Raw genomic sequence first — 17,040 nt, 5'->3', positions numbered from 1 at the left:
TGCTTTGCTGGCAGGACCGGCCCTGGCCGATCACTGCGGGGGAACGCGGCAGACTAGCAGAATGCGGCCTCAGCCGGGCGGGCAAACCGCCTTGTTGCCAGCCGCCAGCGCCCCCGCGGCGGCGCCAATCTGGCCAGCCAAACGGGCAATCGCCCGCTGATGGCCCTGCACCAGGGCGTCGAAGCCGCTACCCACCGGCTCGCTGATATGGCTGGTGCAGGCCAGTGGATCGCCACCCTTGAGCGGGCGCACGCTCCAGGCGGCGTCGATCAGGGCATAGCTCCCCGGCATCGAGTCGAACCGGCGCACGTCCAGCTTGATCCGCACGACCGACTTGCCGCCGGAAGGCAGGCCGCTCACATCCTGCGCGTTGAAGTCGCGCGTCAGGTCTGCCGACAACGCGCTGCGCACTTCGTCGCCCAGCGGCGCGATCCAGCGTTCGCCCTGAAGCACCGCCACGCCCTGCTCGCCCTGGCGCACCACCAAGGGCGGCTGGTCGACCTGGGCCGGCACCGACACCGGCAGCAGTTCAAACTGGAACGCCGCGCCCGCGGGGCCACCCGCAGGAGCGACCTCGGTGGAGGCCGGTGCCACCAGGGTGTAGAAACGCGTGGCCGGCGCCGAGCGGCAGGCGGCAAGCGCCATGGCCAGCATGGCGACCGCCGCCAGCTGCCGATATCCCAAACGAATCATGGCTTGCTCCCTTGTGTCGGTGCGCTGGGCGGTGCGGCCTGGGCCGGCTGCGCCTGCAGCGGCTGGTCCGCACGACGGCCGCGCAACAGTGCATCCGGATGGTCGCCCAGGTAGTCGGTCAGCACGCGCAGCGAGCGCGCGGCGCGTTGCAGCTCCTGCATGCTGCCGCCCAGGTTCTGCTGCAGCTGCGAGTCAGGCGCGAACATGTTGTTCGCGTTGCCCAGGGTCTGTTGTGCCCCCTGCAAGGTGGTCTTCACCTCCGGCAGCACGCTGGTGTTGACCTGCTTGAGCGTCTGGCTGAGCTCACCCAGTGACTGGTCCAGGTTCTTGCCGATGCTGTCGAACGGGATCTTGTGGATCTTGTCCACGATTTCCGCCAGCTGCTCCTGCAACTTGTCGAAACTGCCCGGCGTGGTGGGAATCTCCAGCGGCCGGGTGGTCGGGTCGTAGGCCACCTTGGGCGCGTTCGGCAGGAAGTCCATGGCAATGTAAAGCTGCCCGGTCAACAGGTTGCCGGTGCGCGCCTGGGCGCGCAGGCCGTGCTCGATCAGCCGCCCCATCATCTGCGACATCTGTTCGTCGTCGCCGCGCGCCTTGGCCAACGCCACCAGCTTGTCATGCGCGCGCCCAAGGCGCTGCGGATAAACCACGGCGCCCACGATGGTGGGGAAGGTCTGGGTCTTTTCGTCGAAGTCGAGATTGATCGACACCACGCGGCCGAACGGCACGCCCAGGAATTCCACCGGTGCGTCCACTACCAGCCCACGTAGCGACTGGCTGAAGCGCATGCGGATGTATTTCGGCTCGCCATCCGGCGGCGCCATGGCGGTAGCGCGGTCATTGAACAAGCGATAGGTAGTGTTCTCATCGGCTGCGGTCGCGTCGTGCGGGCCTGCCGGATCCTGGAACGCCACGCCACCGGCCAGTACGGTCGCCAGCGATTGCGTATTGACCTTGAGGCCGTCGGCGCCCAGCGACACGTCGATACCACTCGCGTTCCAGAAGCGCGTCGACTTGGTCACGAACTGGTCGTTCGGCTTCTCCACGAAGATCTGCAAGGTCACGCCCTTGCCATCCTCGTCCAGATGATAGGAAGACACGCGCCCCACCTGGATGCGGCGGTAGTAGATCGGCGAGCCGATATCCAGCGAGCCCAGGTCGTCCGCCTGCAGGTCAAAGGTCTTGCCCTGGGCGCCATGTGTCACCGGCGGCGGCGACTCCAGGCCGGTGAAATCGTCCTTGTACTCCTGCGACTCGCCCACATCGGCGCCAATGAACGACCCGGACAGCAACGTATCGATACCCGACACGCCACCCAGCCCAATGCGCGGGCGCACGACCCAGAAACGGGTGTCAGCCGTGGCAAAGCCCTGCGCGCTCTTTTCCAGCGCGATCTTGGCGACCACATGGGTGCGGTCCTGGCTGAGGCGCACATTGGTGACGCGCCCGATGGTCACGTTCTTGTACTTCACCGGCGTCTTGCCGGGGTCCAGGCCTTCCGCGCTCTGGAAGCTGACGTTGATGGTCGGACCGGCCTGGGTCCAGGCGTGGATCACCAGGGACAGGCCGACCAACGCAGCCAATACGGGCACCAGCCATACCAGCGAGGCGTTGATGCGCGGTCGCTGTACCACGGGCTCGGGCAGGTCGTCGCCGGGAACCGGCTTGTTTTCATCAGTCATCGAATTCCCTGCCATCCCAGATCAACCGCGGGTCAAAACTCATGGAAGCCAACATGGTGATCACCACCGTGAGGCCAAAGAACACCACGCCAGGCAGCGGTTCCACCTGGCTGAAAAAACCAAACTGCACGAGCGCGGTGAGTAGCGCCACCACGAACACATCGAGCATCGACCAGTAGCCGATGAACTCCACCAGCCGGAACAGCTTCGCCCGCTGCCGCTGCGCCCACTGGCTGCGGCGACGCGAACTGATCAACAGCAGGCCCAGGGCGAAGAACTTCAGCACGGGCACCACGATACTGGCGGTGAAGACGATCACGGCAAGGTACGGCGAACCCTTCACCCACAGTTCGACGACACCGGTGAGTATGGTGTTGTCGTCCACATCGCCCAGGCTCACGGTGCGCGTGATCGGCAATAGATTTGCGGGCAAGTAAACCAGAAACGCCGCGATCAGCAGGGCCCAGGTCTTCGAATAGCTGGCCGACTTGCGCCTGTGCAAGGCCGAGCCGCAGCGCGGGCACGCGGCATCGGGGGCACGGATGTCCCGGCACACCAGGCCGCACACATGGCAACCGATCAGGCCCAGCTCGCTGGCGCGTGGCAGCGTGCTCATGCCGGGCGCTCCTCGGTGAGGTCCCACAACCGGCGCACGTCGATGCTGGAGAACGCGGTGATGATCAGCATCAGCACGCCATAGGCAAAGATGCCCGCGTCCGGAATCACGTCGAAATACATGTTCGCCTTGACGATGGCCACCAGGGTGCCGAGCACAAACACCTCACTCATGGTCCATGGCCCAATGCGATACAAGGTCACCATGGCCAGGCGAAAACCCGGTGCGCGCCTGCCCGTGCGGGCATACAGCAGCACCCAGCCGAGCAGCAGCATCTTGCCGATGGGAACGAAAAACAGCGTGCACGCGACGATGACGGCCACCACCTGGGTGTGCTCTCGCCACATCATCACGATACAGCCCCACAGCGTCGTGCTGATCATCTGTCCATTGAGCCCGAGGGTGACAATGGGCCAGATATTGGCCTGCACGAACGCGATCATCGCCGTCAGCACCAGCGCCAGCATGCCCCGCACGCCGATGCTGTGATGCCTGGCCAGGATGGCGTCGCAACGGGCACACCGCGCCACTTCGCCACAGGCAAGCTCGCGCCGGTGGTAAACCGTGTCGCAGTGCTCGCAGATCCACAGCGTGGGCGGAGCGATCTTGGGTTTGACGCCTTGCACTGGCATGGTCATCCGGCCATTTTCGCAAATATCGCTGCCCAGCGCAGATCGGGTTGCACCTGCCTTATGGCCTGGCAGGAGCCCCATTGGGCCGCCGGCAGCCTCCGTACCCTTGATATGCTGGGCGACGCCCTGATCTGTGGGCGATCCGTCAACGGGAGTTCCCAGTGAGTGCCACGACCGCCCAGGCGCATACCTTCGAGGTACGCGAGGACAATTTCGAAGCCGAGGTGCTGCAAGCCTCGCTGACCACGCCGATCCTGGTGGACTTCTGGGCAACCTGGTGCGGCCCGTGCAAGACGCTCGGACCCATGCTGGAGAAGCTCGCTGCCGAGTACAACGGCGCGTTCCGGCTGGGCAAGGTGGACGTGGACAAGTCCCAGCAGCTGGCGGGCATGTTCGGCATCCGCAGCATTCCCACCGTCATGCTGGTGAAGGACGGACAGATTCTCGACGGCTTCGCCGGCGCCCTGCCGGAAGGCCAGCTGCGTGAATTCCTCTCGCGCCACCAGGTCCTGCCGCTGGACGGCGCCGCGCTGGAAGACTCGACGGAAGCGCAGGCCCCGGAATCGCCGGAAGAAACCATCAACCGGCTCCAGCAGGCCATCGCCGCTGCGCCGGACCAGGCCGAGCTGAAGCTCGATCTCGCGCTGGCCCTGATGCGCGCCGGCCAGGCCGATGCCGCCCAGGCCGAACTCACCTCGCTACCCGCCAACCTGGCCACCGATGGGCGCGCCGTACGCCTGCGCAGCCAGCTCGACCTCGCCCGCGCGCTCCAAGGCGCCCCTTCCCTGCCCGAGCTGCAGCAGCGCGTGCAGGCCGACGGCACCGACTGGGCCGCCCGCGACCTGCTCGGCGTGCGCCTGTTGCTGGAAGACGATGCCGCCGCTGGCCTGGACCAGTTCCTGGCGATCCTGGAACGTGCGCGCGACTGGAACGAGGGCCAGGCCAAGAAGCGCCTGCTCGCGGCATTCGCCACGCTGGATGATGCGGAGCTGGTGGGGCGCTACCGGCGCCGGATGGCGTCGCTGGTGTTCTGAACTTGCAGCGCCAGCACGGCACCACCAGAACCTGGTGGTGCCGTGCTGAATCATCGGCTCATGGCTGGATGATCAGGGCGAGCCGACGGCCGATCCCGAACCCTGCCCGATATTGCGGTCGAGGAACTGCCTCACGCGATCGAACAGCTCGGTGACATTCGCCTCGTCATAAAACCCATGCGCTTCATTTGGCTTATAAAGCCATTCATGCGCAATGCCACGACTCTGCAATGCCGCATGCAGGCTCTGACCATGGACAGGCGGCACGCGCTCGTCCTGGCCACCTACGATGAGCATCACGTTGGCCTTGAGCTTGTCCAGCTGATTGACGGGCGAATGCGCCGCTAGTACAGCCTGGTCGTCACCCAGCGCAGCATGCAGATAGCTCTTGCCGACGACACGGTCCGAGATGTCGCCATGCGTGTACATCAAGCCGAGGTCGTAAACGCCAACGTAGCCAATCGCGCAGCGATAGAGATCCGGCTCCTTGACCGCGCCTTCAAGCGCCGCATAACCACCGTAACTGCCACCAAAAATGCAGATGTGACCCGCCGTGGTGATGCCCTGCTGGATGGCCCACTTCGTGGCGTCGGTCAGATCGTCCTGCATCTTGCCGCCCCACTCCCGGTAGCCGGCATGCATGAACGCGTTGCCATAGCCGCCCGAACCGCGGTAATTGACCTGCAGCACCGCATAGCCGTGGGTTGCCAGCATCTGTATATAGGAGTCGAACTGCCATCTGTCGCGGGGTCCAAACGGACCACCGTGCACGAACACCACCATGGGAAGATGCTTGGCCTGCTCCTTTCCGGGCGGCATGCTGAGGTAGCCGTGCAGAGTCAGTCCATCACGCGCCTTGAACTCCACCGGCTGCATCGCCGCCATCAGATCAGGCTTGATCCAGGAAGCGCGCTCCAGCAGCACCGATGCTTTGCCCGTTGAGGCGTCCCACAGGTAGAACGTGCCGGGATCCATATCCGATGAGGCCAACGCAACGGACTTGCTGCCATCGTTGGTGCTTGAAACGATACGAATGCTCTCGCCAGGGAGTTGGTGAGACATAGCCCCTATCGCCTTGATAGCGTCGGCATCGGGAACGATCGCCTCAGCGGCCGGGAAACCAGGCATTGAGTAAACGCCCACGACGTCGCGCCGATCCAGGCTTTCCACCAAGCCATCCATGCCCACGGTGGCGCTGCTCCAGACCGGCGCCTGCATGGTCTTGGTCGCTACATCCCATGGACATAGTGCGGAGACCTTGCCCGGCGCGTCGCACGACATATAAACGTGACTATCGTCGCGGCTGAACACCTGCGGATAGGGAATTTCGCGCTCCAGCGAACCTTCGAACAACAGTGTCCATGGTTTGCCGTCCGCCTCGCGGTAATACACCTGAGGGTAGAAATGGCTATCCACGCCAAAGGCAAAGCGCACCACGCCATGATGGTCGACGACAAACCCCGCATTGCGGATAGGCGCCGTCGTTACCTGGTGTTTGCTGCCATCGCGCACATCCATCAACTGGACCGACGTGAAAGCACCATCGGCTCCACTGTCCCAGGGTGTAACGCCAATCAATACATGGTTTTCGTCGTCGCGCAGGGTGGCGATGATTTCGCCGCTGGCGCGCTCGGGCTCGCGGTGCTGCACACGGGTACCACCATAATTGCCACCCGCGCGATAGCCGAACAACAATTCGGCGCCACTGCCGTCCGCATTCACGCCGAATATCTCGCCCGTTGAAAACGGTCGGTCGAAGCCGGAAACGGTAGTGCCTTCCGAATACAGCACACGGTGGTCGTTAACCCACCAGAAATCGACGACCTGGTTTCCCTCTCGCGGGCGGATCATCACACCCTTCTGATTGACCAAGTCGACCAGCGCCAACAACGGCTTGCCTTTGACTACCGTGGTCGCGGCAAGGAATTTGCCGTCTGGTGAAATCTTCACCTTGTCGTACTGGGCGTGACGCGCCAAATCCGCCGACGACACGGTGGCTGCGAATGCCGGCCATACCAACAGACAAAACACGCAGCCCACTGCGCGCCTGAGTAGCTTCTTCATGACCCCTCCCCTGTTGCCGGTGGCGCCTCATGCACCGCCGCCGGCGAGTATAGGCGCAAAGTTTTCCGGTCGTGGTGGCGCCCTTTGGCCAATCCAGGGGCACCGGCCAGGCAGCACGATGGCTGCTGCTCCACCCTCTTCGCGCGCACGGCCAATCCATACGCAAGCGTATGTTTGAGGTATGATTACGGTCCCCCCTCAACCGTCTGCTCATGCGCGCCCCCACATTTCGTCGACTGCTAAACCTGTGGCCTCCTTTTCTGTTCAACAGCATCCGGGTGCAGCAGGTTGCCGAAGATTGGTCCGAGGCAAGCGTGGTGCTGAAGCTGCGGCCCTGGAACCGCAACTACGTGCGCACCCAGTTCGGCGGCAACCTGTTCGCCATGACCGATCCGTTCTGGATGCTGCTGGCCATGCACCAGCTGGGCGACGCCTACTACGTATGGGACAAGGCGGGCGCCATCGAGTTTGTGGCGCCGGGCAAGGAGGACGTGTACGCCCATTTCAGGCTGGACCCCGCCGTGGTGGACGAATTGCGCATCGCTGCCGCCGGGGGCGAGAAAGTGCTCCGCTGGTTTGAAGTAGACGTCACTACCGCCAGCGGTGAAGTTGTGGCACGGGTACGCAAGCAGCTCTATGTCCGCTTGAAGCCCAAGGCGCGCTGAGCCAACCGGCGCTGAAGCTCAATCCCGCTCGAAGCGGGCGATCTCCTCCAGCGCCGCCTCTGCCTTCTGCACGCTTCGGCCGGCAAAGTGGTTTTCCAGCCGGGGCAACCGACCAGCGCGACGCAGCAAGGCATACACCAGCCCGACCAACACCAGCGAGACGATTCCGCTCACCCGTCGAGTCGCCCAGGCGCTGGAGGGTGCTGGATGTGGGCCCGCGTTGCGGGCGCCTCGCTCAAAGCTGAATTCCCACGCGTCACCCCGTGACCGGATCGTCGAGCGCGGCTTCTTGCGATGTCCGCGCGCACGTTCGTGCTGACCCAGAACGTTCATATATGAATGGTTCAATTCTGAGCATGCCAAGGACTGCGCCATCAGTGCGGCCCGTGGCCTGTTGTAAGGGGGAATCCGCAGAAATGGGTGCTGTACCACCCTGTGTCGTCGTACCCACTCCAGGAGTGTCCACATGTTCCGTCTTCGCACGTTCCGCCGGGCCATCTTGCCTGCGTCAATCGCCTTGATGGCATTCACGCTCGCCCATGCCCAGGTCGATCAAAGCTCGAATCAGCACGACGATTCCTCTGCGCAGTCCCCATGGCACGACGGTGGACGCTCGCCACAAGATCGGCTCCCCACGGCGACGCCGATCAAGCATCTCGTGGTGATCTTTGACGAAAACCGATCGTTCGATCACTACTTCGGCACCTATCCGGTGGCGGCGAATCCTCCGGGCGAGCCCGCGTTCAAGGCCAAGCCCTTCACGCCCCAGGTGGACGGCCTCACGCCGGCACTGCTCAACGCCAATCCGAACAAGTTCAACCCCATCAACGGCGTCAATGCGGTGAATCCATTCCGCCTGGATCGCACCCAGGCCAACACCGAAGGCCAGAACCACAGTTACACGCCGGAACAGCTCGCCTACGACAACGGCGCAGCCGACCGTTTCCCCGCCTACACGGGTAACAACACGGTGACGACCACCGGCGCGTTCGGCACCCATGGTCTCGTGATGGGTTACTACGACGGCAACACCGTGACGGCGTTTTGGAATTACGCGCAGCACTTCGCCATGAGCGACAACGCCTATACCGACACCTACGGTCCCTCGACACCGGGTGCGATTGCCGTGGTATCGGGCACGAACAACGGCGCCAAGGTGGTGCTTGGCTCGGCTTCGACCGTACCGGACAACCAGGGTGGCCTGAGCCTGATCGGCGATACCGATCCGGGTTACGACCTGTGCTCCTCAACCACCAACACGATGATGATGACATCGAAAAACATCGGCGACCTGCTCAATGCCCACCACATCACCTGGGGCGGGTTCATGGGCGGATTCGACCTGACGGCCGTGAACGAAAATGGTACGACCGGTTGCAAGCGCAGCACCTACTCGAGCGTGCTGGGAGGTGCCTCGACCGACTACTCGCCGCACCACAACTGGTTCCAGTATTACGCCAGCACCGCGAACGCGGCACACACGCGTCCTACCTCGACGGCCGAGGTCGGCTATACGGACGACAAGGACAGCACCTCCACGCCCGTGCACCACGAATACGACGTGAATGATTTCTTCAATGCCGTTTCGTCGGGCAACTACCCGTCGGTCAGCTATATCAAGGCGCCTGCAGTGGGCGATGCGCATCCGGGCAATTCCGATCCGTTGGATGAACAAGCCTTCGTGGTGAATGTGCTCAACTTCCTGCAGAAGCAGCCCGATTGGGACAGCACGGCGGTGATCATCACCTATGATGACTCGGACGGCTGGTACGACCATCGCTATGCCTCGCCCACCACCTCGTCCTTCGACTCGACCACGAAGGAAGGATCGGTTATCGGCGCCGACCAACTCAATGCTCCGGGCGTCTGCAATGCGCCGGGCGCCACGCCGGGCGTGGGTGTGAATGGTGGCAACGTTAACGGCCGCTGCGGTCCGGGTACGCGTGTGCCGTTCCTGGTGATCTCGCCATATGCGCGCGTCAACTATGTGGATCGCTCGCAAATCACGCAGGCTTCGGTGGTGCGCTTCATCGAGGACAACTGGCTGCAGGGGGAACGCATCGGCCAGGGCTCAAACGATGCCACCACCGGCAGCATCATGAAGATGTTCGACTTCGACCGTCGCCACGAAGACCAGGCACCGCGGTTGTTTCTCGATCCGAATGAGGGCACGCCGGTCAAGGACAAGCGCGACCCCTGGCATTCCTGATCGCAGGCTCGGCGGTGGATCACCACCCGATTCCGGCCTAGTTCATGGCGAATGACGCCCATCCCTGCGCCGCGACATGTCGCGGCGCAGGGATACTTACTAGAGTCGCGCCGCCTTCCATTACGCTATGGCCTTGGACATTCCTTTGACCGCGGATTCCCCTCGATCACGCAGGCAAGCACAGCGTAAGCCGTTTCGTTTGTTTCAGATGCTGCTTGGCGTGGCTTGTGCGTGCAGCTGTCTCACCAGCTACGCGTTTCTCAACCAAGCCACCAGGCCGCAAAGCGAAGCAGCTGACGACAGCGGCATTAATCCACATCCGGTCCATCTGAAATTGCCGCAGGCAAACCCGCTGAGCGCGGTTGCTCAACTGGGCAAATCATTGTTCTTCGATCCGATGCTGTCGGGCTCCGGACGGCAATCGTGCGCCTCTTGCCATAGCCCCGCCTACGGCTACAACCCGCCCAATGCACTGACCGTACAAAAGGGCGGAAAGGATCTGCACCAGGCCGGCTATCGGCCGCCGCTCTCGCTGGCGTATCTCTATCGGCAACTGCCTTTCAGCATTGGGCCGGATGCAGCCGACAACGACGTGGCACCCGACCTCAATGCGATCGCCTCATCTGTGCGCGGTGATTCGCGTGCCACCAAGCAAGCCGGCGTGGCGCCTGCCGCACCTGCCATGGTGGCGCAAGGCGGTCTGTTCTGGGATGGCCGCGCCGATTCGCTGCAGCGGCAGGCTTATTTGCCTCTGCTCAATCCCGTGGAAATGGCCAACAGCAGCATCGATGAAGTGGCACACAAACTGGCAAATAGCCGCTATCGCCCATCGTTCACCCAGTTGTTCGGACCTGGCATTGTCAATGATCCGGAGCAGCTGGTTTCCGAGGCCATGTTCGCCATCGGCCGCTTCCAGATAGAAGACCCGTCTTTTCATCCGTTCACCAGCAAGTACGACGCATGGTTGCAGGGGCAGGCGCAACTGACGCCAGCGGAACTGCGCGGACTGCGCGTTTTCAACGACCCGAAGAAAGGCAATTGTGCCGGTTGCCATATCAGTCAGCCAAGTCGTGATGGCCTGCCTCCACTTTTCACCGACACGCAGTACGAAGCACTGGGCGTACCCCGCAACGCGACATTGGTGCTCAACCGGGATCCGCATTACTACGATCTTGGCATCTGCGGCCCCTTCCGCAAGGATCTGGCACAGCAGACGCAATACTGCGGCATGTTCCTCACACCCACCCTGCGCAACGTGGACAAGCGCGCGGTGTTCTTTCACAACGGCGCCTACCACACGCTGAAGCAGGTGCTGGATTTCTACAACTTGCGCAGCGTCGCGCCGGCGAAGATTTACCCGCACGACGCCAACGGCAAGGTGGATATCTATAACGACGTACCTGCCGCCTATCAAAGCAATGTGGACACCACTGACGCGCCTTTCGACCGCCACGTTGGCGATCCGCCACCGCTCACTAGTCAGGATATCCAAGACATCATCACCTTCCTCCACACGCTGGACGATGGCTAGACACCCATCCTGGGTGACCGGGCGCGGCCGTACTACTAGCATCGGATGGCGGCCTAACCGCCGCTTTCGATGTGGGTGCATTTGTGCTGTCAGACAACGCCAATTGCATTTTCCAGTTCGCCGAATACGAAGACCAGCGTCTCGCCTACAATGCCGGCTTCCCTCCCCGGTACCCGCCCCATGCCCCGCCTGCGCTTCAAACGCTATCTGTTTACTGGCCTGCTCACCTTCATCCCCTTGTGGGTGACCTTCGTCGTGTTCAAGTTCGTGCTGGGCATGCTGGCCGATATCGGTGCACCGCTGGTCTCGGCCCTGCTCGCCTCGTATTCGTCCACCTCGCCCGAGGCGGCCGCCGCGCTCAACAGCAGCTGGATCACCTCGGTGCTGGCCCTGCTGTTGACCCTGGCCGTGCTGTACCTGCTCGGCTGGCTGGCCAACCGCATGATCGGCAAGCGTCTGCTCGACGGCTTCGACGGCCTGCTCGCACGCATTCCGCTGGTGCAGACGATTTATGGCGGCACCAAGAAGTTGATGGCCGTGCTGCAGCAGAAGCCGTCGGGCGTACAGCGCGTGGTGCTGGTCGACTTTCCCCGCCGCGGCATGAAGGTGGTCGGCTTCGTGACCCGCGTGATGGTGGAGGAAGGCACCGGCCGCGAGATGGCCGCGGTGTATATCCCCACCACGCCCAACCCCACGGGCGGCTATCTGGAAGTGGTGGCTCTCGACGAACTCACCCCGACCGACTGGACCATGGACCAGGCCATGGCCTTCATCATCTCCGGTGGCGCGGTTGCGCCCGATACCTTGCCGGCTTCGCCCGTCGCCAAGCTACGCGACGGCAACGCGGACACCGAATGAACGGTGCGCTGTTGCGGCCATTGACGCTGGTAGCCGGGTCGCCCGTCGGCGTCTTGTCGCCGTTGTTGAGGAAGTTGCCGAGTTTCTTTTAGCTCGCGCCATGGCCGAAGCGGCCGCGACCCGCTTTCGGTGTCGCGCGAACGGATGCGCCGCAACGGCGATCCCTGACAGGCGGCAACGTTTGCCTTTGCTACTTTCGGCGCGTCACTCGCGGCGTTCTCTGGTATGGGGCAACGCGAGTGACCATGGCAGCAATGTCATGAGGCGCGGGCCGCAGGTGCTAGAACACCTACGACCCGCTAACCATCACCAACTAACCGAGAGTTGATCATGGCTGTCCACGATCATACGGCACCCGCACGCCTGTCTTTTTCCTCCTCAGGTGACCCGTTCGCCGCCTCGCCCGCCGCCGATCCCCTGGCGCAAAGCCACCAGGCCCACTCGCCACGCCACGCTACCCTCGACGAAGTTGCACAAGCGCACCACGCGCTTGCGCAACTGTGGTTTGACGACGAGCGGTATCGCGTGGCTAAGGCTAGGTGTTTGCCGCGCCAAGCCCATACATGGCCACTTCCACCGCTGTTCAAGGAGGGAGTGTCCCTGGCGATCCGGTGCCTGGAGCAGTACGCCAAACAGCTCGGCGACAAGCAAGCGATGAACGGGTAAGCGGGTCCTTGTGATCGTCCCCGCGGTGCATCGGCCGGTTCGGCGATGCACCGCACCTTGGTGACGGCTTACTCCCGAATAGGCTTTGACCTACACAGATTGGCGACAACGCTTATCTGTCGTTTCGCCATGCCTTACGCATATTTTCCTGCCTGAATCGCGCGTGCTATCGCGCAGAGAAAACGGGGCGGCAGTCGCATGAGCACGAAGAAACGTCTGACTAACCCGTCATTCCAGCGGCTCTCAACAGCCGAATGGCTGGTCAAGCTGGAATCCGTCGCCTTCATTAGTTTTCAAAGACACTGGATCCCAGCATTCGCTGGGATGACGAACAAAGGCTTATTCAGACCTTCCCCTAAAGCGCGGCGTCCACGAACCACAGGCGGACAAGGTGACAGATCTATAACAGGCGCTTTACCGCGATAACTTGCAGGTGATCCCGCGCACAGAACGCGCCGCAGCCAGGGATCGGGGCTGGCCGCAGCCTGCCGCGGCGCCGCGCCTGTCGCCAGCGCCCCGGGCATGCCCGGGGAGGATCGCCCCCCTGACCTTTGACACTGTCTAGGCCCCAGTTCGCGCCCTAGCCTGAAGGGTCATGAGCGCGCTGGCCGGTTGCTGGAGCCTGGCGATCTCTTGTCACCGTCGACCGCCCTAGCGGGCACCGCACAACCAGAGGGAATCCTATGACCAAGCCGTATATGAAGCCCATGGCGCTCGCCGTGAGCCTGGCCCTGTCGCTCACCGCCTGCGGCAAGCACGAGCAGGCGGAGCAGGCCGCTCCCGCCGCCGCCAGCACCGCGCCCGCTACCGCCAGCACGGCCGTTGCCGCTGCCGCTCCCGCCGCGCCCAAGAGCGTGTTCGACGTGAGCGAACTGGGCGACAACGCCAAGGCTTGCCAGGACTTCAACGACTTCGTCAACAGCAAGTGGGTCGCCGCCAACCCGATTCCGAACGACCGCACCCGCTGGGGCGCGTTCGACAAGCTGGCCGACGACAGCCTGAACACCCAGCACGACATCGTCGATGCGGCGGCCAAGGGCGCTGCCAGCGCCAAGGCCGGCTCGATCGAGCAGAAGATCGGCTACCTGTACGCCTCGGGCATGGATGAAGCGGCCATCGACAAGGCCGGCTTCGAGCCGATCCAGCCGAAGCTCGACGCCATCGCTGCCCTCAAGAGTGGCAAGGATGTCGCCAGCTACATCACCAACAGCTTCACCCAGGGCGACATGCAGGTGTTCCAGTTCGGCTCCGGCGCCGACTTCAAGAACGCCAAGATGCAGATCGCCTACACCCAGGAAGCCGGCCTGGGCCTGCCGACGAAGGACTACTACCTCGATCCGAAGTACAAGGACATCCGCGACGCCTACGTCGCGTATATCGCCAAGGCCCTCACGCTGACCGGCGTGGCCGATGCCGACGCGAAGAAGCAGGCCGACCAGGTGCTGGCCTTCGAGACCCAGCTGGCCAAGGCGTCGCTGTCGCCGGTGGAACTGCGCGACCCCGCAAACGAATACCATTTCGTCAGCATCCAGGAAGCCAACAAGATCACCCCGCACTTCAACTGGGATGACTTCTTCAAGGCGCAGGGCGTGACCATCGACAAGGGCTTCTCGCTGTCGCAGCCGAAGTTCATGGCCGAGTTCGACAAGCTGCTGGCCAGTGCGCCGGTCGAGCAGTGGCAGGCCTACCTGCGCTTCCACACCATCGATGACTCCTCGTCCTACCTGAGCAAGGCTTTCCAGGACAACAAGTTCGATTTCTACGGCAAGACCCTCGCCGGCCAGCCGGAGCAGAAGCCGCGCTGGAAGCGTGTGCTCGGCGGCGTCAACGAGTCGATGGGCGAAGCACTGGGCCAGCTCTACGTGGCCAAGGTGTTCACGCCGGAAGCCAAGGAGCGTTCGAAGGAGTTGGTCGACAACGTGCGCAACGCGCTCAAGGCCCGCATCGAAAACCTGGACTGGATGAGCGACGAGACCAAGGCCAAGGCGATCGCCAAGTGGGATAAGTTCCTGCCCAAGATCGGCTACCCGGACAAGTGGCGTGACTGGTCGGGCCTGGACATCAAGCAGGGCGACTACTACGGCAACGTGATGGCCGCGGCGAAGTTCAACTACCAGTATGACCTGGCCAAGATCGGCAAGCCGACCGACCGCCTCGAGTGGGGCATGACGCCGCAGACGGTCAACGCGTATTACAACCCGACCGACAACACCATCAACTTCCCGGCCGCGATCCTGCAGCCGCCGTTCTTCTATGCCGACGGCGACGATGCGATCAATTACGGCGGCATTGGCGCCGTGATCGGTCACGAGGCCAGCCACGGCTTCGACGACCAAGGCAGCCAGTTCGACGGCGACGGCAACAACTTCAACTGGTGGACCGCGGCTGACAGCAAGCAGTTCAAGTCGCGTACCGACAAACTGGTGCAGCAGTTCGACGCCTATGCGCCGGTGCCGGGCAAGCCCGACATCCACGTCAACGGCAAGCTGACCCTGGGCGAGAACATCGGCGACCTCGGTGGCCTCAACGCCGCCTATGACGCGCTGCAGGCGGCCTTGAAGAAGAACCCGCAGGAAGCTGGCGAGAAGATCGACGGCTACACCCAGGACCAGCGTTTCTTCCTGAACTGGGCCCGCGTGTGGCGTGGCAACATCCGCGACAAGCAGCTCGTCCTGCAGATCAACACCAATGAGCACGCACCGGCCTCGCTGCGCGCCATCGGTGCGCCGTCGAACATGGAAGCGTTTGCCGCCGCGTTCCTGTGCAAGCCGGGCGACGCCATGGTCCGCCCTGCCGACAAGCAGGTGAAGATCTGGTAAGCAACGCACGGCTGCGACATCTGTCGTAACCGTTCCCGAAAGCAAAAAGGCGTCGCGCGAAAGCGCGGCGCCTTTTTCTTTTCTCCCTCTCCCCTCCGGGGAGAGGGCCGGGGTGAGGGGCCAATCTTGCGATGGACCACAGCTAAATCGGGCTTTGTAGAGACCCTACCGCGAGCACCCACCCCTCACCTCAATCCTCTCCTCGCTCCCCAAAGCCGGCGCCATCCATGGCGCCTCTCCGCGTGCCCCGAAGGGGAGAGGAAGTTGGCGCCTCAGGACTTCACCCGCGATCGCCTCGCCTCATAAGCCTTCAAATGCGCATACGCCACGCGCAGCATGGGCGACGCCTCTTCGGATGCTTCCCCACGCGCCAATAGATCGCCCACCACATGGTCGGCCTCAATAAGACCACCCTGCTCCAGATCACGCATCATCGAAGCACTCAGCGCGGAGCCCTTTTCGGTAAGCATCGAATGCGCACGCGCGAGCACGGCATCGGTAGGGGCGTGGCCGTTGCGTGCCGCGACACTTCGACAGTCGTCCAACAACTGCAACGTCGCCTGTAATCCACCTGGCGCAGCCACAATGTCGCCCACCGGCGCGCGCATCAAACACGTGATACCCGCCAGCGTCGCCAGGAACACCCACTTGTCCCACATGTCCTGCAGAATGCTGGTGCTGAGGCGCGGCTCGAATCGCGCATTCGCCATGCTCTGGGCGACCCGCTCGACGCGCTCCGAGCGTGTGCCGTCACGCTCACCGAAGGTGAGGCCATGCGACTGATTCAGATGCCGCACCGCTCCTTCCGCATCCAGCGTCGCCGCGATGACGCACTGCCCGCCCAGCACGCGATCCGCGCCGAAACGCGCATCCAGCAGATCGAGGTGCCGCATGCCGTTGAGCAAGGGCAGGATCATGCTTTGCGGCCCGACAGCCTGGGCCATGTCCTCGATCACCTGCGGCAAGTGATAGGCCTTGCAGCTCAACAGGATCAAGTCGAATGTTTCGCGCAACTCGCCCGCCTGAAGCGACGGCGGTGACGGCAGCACCGCGTCGCCAACGCCGCTGCGGATCACCAGGCCGTGCCGGGCCAGTTGCTCGGCGCGCTTCGCGCGCACCAGAAAGGTGACGTCCTGCCCGCTCTCAAGCAACCGGCCACCGAAATAGCCCCCAGTCGCGCCCGCACCAATCACCAGAATGCGCATGTCGCCGTCCTCCTGAAATCCACGCGTCCAAGGCTAGCGCAAGCCTGACCAATCAAGCGGCCGGTGCTTGTCAGATCTTTCTACGAGCCCGAAACCTGACTCCAACGCGAGGGAAGTGGCCGGTGTCCCGGCATCACGGCAATGACGCATCACACATCGCAAGAATTTGCGCCATTTTCTTTGAACTCAATCACCTAGTTGTGACGGAAGGCGGCATTTCCCCGACGGACGGCAGTCGAAATCCGACGCCTCTAGTACGAGAATTTAGCCATCCATCGGTTACACGAACGGCCGGTGGCAACGCTCGTATTGCTTGATCGCCTATGCCCCGCCAGCTCACCGAGAGTTGCAACGCGTAGGCGCCAT

14 protein-coding genes are annotated in these 17,040 nt (G+C 63.1%); 7 read left to right on the top strand and 7 right to left on the bottom strand.

The genetic code is table 11. The features are described from left to right. Nucleotides 1-69: 69 nt before the first annotated feature. From OUZ49_RS02390 to OUZ49_RS02375, 4 genes are read right to left on the bottom strand one after another with little or no spacing between them, the layout of a single operon-like run. The gene (locus OUZ49_RS02390; protein WP_266148333.1) at nt 70-693 is read right to left on the bottom strand and encodes a PqiC family protein; all 624 of its coding nucleotides are present in this window, start codon (nt 691-693) and stop codon (nt 70-72) included. Then, complete coding sequence (locus OUZ49_RS02385; RefSeq protein ID WP_266148332.1) at nt 690-2,375, bottom strand: PqiB family protein; 1,686 nt, start codon at nt 2,373-2,375, stop codon at nt 690-692. Before OUZ49_RS02385 ends, OUZ49_RS02390 begins: the two co-directional genes overlap by 4 nt. Beyond that, nucleotides 2,368-2,991, bottom strand: a complete 624-nt coding sequence (locus OUZ49_RS02380; RefSeq protein WP_266148331.1) for a paraquat-inducible protein A — start codon at nt 2,989-2,991, stop codon at nt 2,368-2,370. Before OUZ49_RS02380 ends, OUZ49_RS02385 begins: the two co-directional genes overlap by 8 nt. Then, nucleotides 2,988-3,629, bottom strand: a complete 642-nt coding sequence (locus OUZ49_RS02375) for a paraquat-inducible protein A (RefSeq protein WP_266148330.1) — start codon at nt 3,627-3,629, stop codon at nt 2,988-2,990. The genes OUZ49_RS02380 and OUZ49_RS02375 overlap by 4 nt, the downstream gene beginning before the upstream one ends. 155 nt (nt 3,630-3,784) lie before the next feature. Here OUZ49_RS02375 and trxA point away from each other — a divergent pair, with 155 nt between their 5' ends. Further along, complete coding sequence (trxA, locus tag OUZ49_RS02370) at nt 3,785-4,657, top strand: thioredoxin (protein WP_266148329.1); 873 nt, start codon at nt 3,785-3,787, stop codon at nt 4,655-4,657. Between the two features lie 72 nt (nt 4,658-4,729). Here trxA and OUZ49_RS02365 read toward each other — a convergent pair whose 3' ends face one another. After that, the gene (locus OUZ49_RS02365; protein WP_266148328.1) at nt 4,730-6,721 is read right to left on the bottom strand and encodes an alpha/beta hydrolase family protein; all 1,992 of its coding nucleotides are present in this window, start codon (nt 6,719-6,721) and stop codon (nt 4,730-4,732) included. Nucleotides 6,722-6,933: 212 nt separating this feature from the next. On the opposite strand from OUZ49_RS02365, the gene OUZ49_RS02360 reads away from it, so the two are divergent. Beyond that, on the top strand, nt 6,934-7,386 hold the full coding sequence (locus OUZ49_RS02360; protein ID WP_266148327.1) for a DUF4442 domain-containing protein: 453 nt from the start codon (nt 6,934-6,936) through the stop codon (nt 7,384-7,386). 18 nt (nt 7,387-7,404) lie between these two features. Here the strand turns inward: OUZ49_RS02360 and OUZ49_RS02355 are convergent, their stop codons facing one another. Then, nucleotides 7,405-7,560, bottom strand: coding sequence for a hypothetical protein (locus OUZ49_RS02355; RefSeq protein ID WP_266148326.1), 156 nt, complete (start codon nt 7,558-7,560; stop codon nt 7,405-7,407). Nucleotides 7,561-7,852: 292 nt separating this feature from the next. Between OUZ49_RS02355 and OUZ49_RS02350 the strand changes: the two genes are divergently transcribed. From OUZ49_RS02350 to OUZ49_RS02330, 5 genes are all read left to right on the top strand, one after another. Then, nucleotides 7,853-9,595, top strand: a complete 1,743-nt coding sequence (locus tag OUZ49_RS02350) for a phospholipase C (protein WP_266148325.1) — start codon at nt 7,853-7,855, stop codon at nt 9,593-9,595. 208 nt (nt 9,596-9,803) lie between these two features. Then, nucleotides 9,804-11,126: a cytochrome-c peroxidase gene (locus tag OUZ49_RS02345; protein WP_266148635.1), complete on the top strand. Its 1,323-nt coding sequence runs from the start codon at nt 9,804-9,806 to the stop codon at nt 11,124-11,126. Nucleotides 11,127-11,306: 180 nt separating this feature from the next. Beyond that, on the top strand, nt 11,307-11,984 hold the full coding sequence (locus OUZ49_RS02340; protein ID WP_266148324.1) for a DUF502 domain-containing protein: 678 nt from the start codon (nt 11,307-11,309) through the stop codon (nt 11,982-11,984). A gap of 330 nt (nt 11,985-12,314) precedes the next feature. Further along, nucleotides 12,315-12,650 carry a hypothetical protein gene (locus tag OUZ49_RS02335; protein WP_266148323.1) on the top strand — a complete coding sequence of 112 codons (336 nt, stop codon included), beginning with the start codon at nt 12,315-12,317 and terminating at the stop codon, nt 12,648-12,650. A gap of 683 nt (nt 12,651-13,333) precedes the next feature. Then, nucleotides 13,334-15,469 carry a M13 family metallopeptidase gene (locus tag OUZ49_RS02330; protein ID WP_266148322.1) on the top strand — a complete coding sequence of 712 codons (2,136 nt, stop codon included), beginning with the start codon at nt 13,334-13,336 and terminating at the stop codon, nt 15,467-15,469. A 272-nt stretch (nt 15,470-15,741) separates the two neighbouring features. On the opposite strand, the gene panE is transcribed toward OUZ49_RS02330, so the two are convergent. Continuing rightward, nucleotides 15,742-16,674, bottom strand: a complete 933-nt coding sequence (gene panE, locus OUZ49_RS02325; protein WP_266148321.1) for a 2-dehydropantoate 2-reductase — start codon at nt 16,672-16,674, stop codon at nt 15,742-15,744. Nucleotides 16,675-17,040 lie beyond the last annotated feature (366 nt).

Source organism: Dyella halodurans, assembly GCF_026283925.1.
GTDB lineage: Bacteria > Pseudomonadota > Gammaproteobacteria > Xanthomonadales > Rhodanobacteraceae > Dyella > Dyella halodurans.
The sequence above is the reverse complement of the archived record's forward strand: the minus strand, read 5'-3'. Positions and strand labels throughout refer to the sequence as shown.

Excerpts from the sequence above, each read along its gene's own strand:
- OUZ49_RS02390 (WP_266148333.1), bottom strand. The coding sequence starts at position 693 with ATGATTCGTTTGGGATATCGGCAGCTGGCGGCGGTCGCCATGCTGGCC.
- OUZ49_RS02385 (WP_266148332.1), bottom strand. The coding sequence starts at position 2,375 with ATGACTGATGAAAACAAGCCGGTTCCCGGCGACGACCTGCCCGAGCCC.
- OUZ49_RS02380 (WP_266148331.1), bottom strand. The coding sequence starts at position 2,991 with ATGAGCACGCTGCCACGCGCCAGCGAGCTGGGCCTGATCGGTTGCCAT.
- OUZ49_RS02375 (WP_266148330.1), bottom strand. The coding sequence starts at position 3,629 with ATGACCATGCCAGTGCAAGGCGTCAAACCCAAGATCGCTCCGCCCACG.
- OUZ49_RS02365 (WP_266148328.1), bottom strand. The coding sequence starts at position 6,721 with ATGAAGAAGCTACTCAGGCGCGCAGTGGGCTGCGTGTTTTGTCTGTTG.
- OUZ49_RS02360 (WP_266148327.1), top strand. The coding sequence starts at position 6,934 with ATGCGCGCCCCCACATTTCGTCGACTGCTAAACCTGTGGCCTCCTTTT.
- OUZ49_RS02350 (WP_266148325.1), top strand. The coding sequence starts at position 7,853 with ATGTTCCGTCTTCGCACGTTCCGCCGGGCCATCTTGCCTGCGTCAATC.
- OUZ49_RS02345 (WP_266148635.1), top strand. The coding sequence starts at position 9,804 with ATGCTGCTTGGCGTGGCTTGTGCGTGCAGCTGTCTCACCAGCTACGCG.
- OUZ49_RS02340 (WP_266148324.1), top strand. The coding sequence starts at position 11,307 with ATGCCCCGCCTGCGCTTCAAACGCTATCTGTTTACTGGCCTGCTCACC.
- OUZ49_RS02335 (WP_266148323.1), top strand. The coding sequence starts at position 12,315 with ATGGCTGTCCACGATCATACGGCACCCGCACGCCTGTCTTTTTCCTCC.
- OUZ49_RS02330 (WP_266148322.1), top strand. The coding sequence starts at position 13,334 with ATGACCAAGCCGTATATGAAGCCCATGGCGCTCGCCGTGAGCCTGGCC.
- panE (WP_266148321.1), bottom strand. The coding sequence starts at position 16,674 with ATGCGCATTCTGGTGATTGGTGCGGGCGCGACTGGGGGCTATTTCGGT.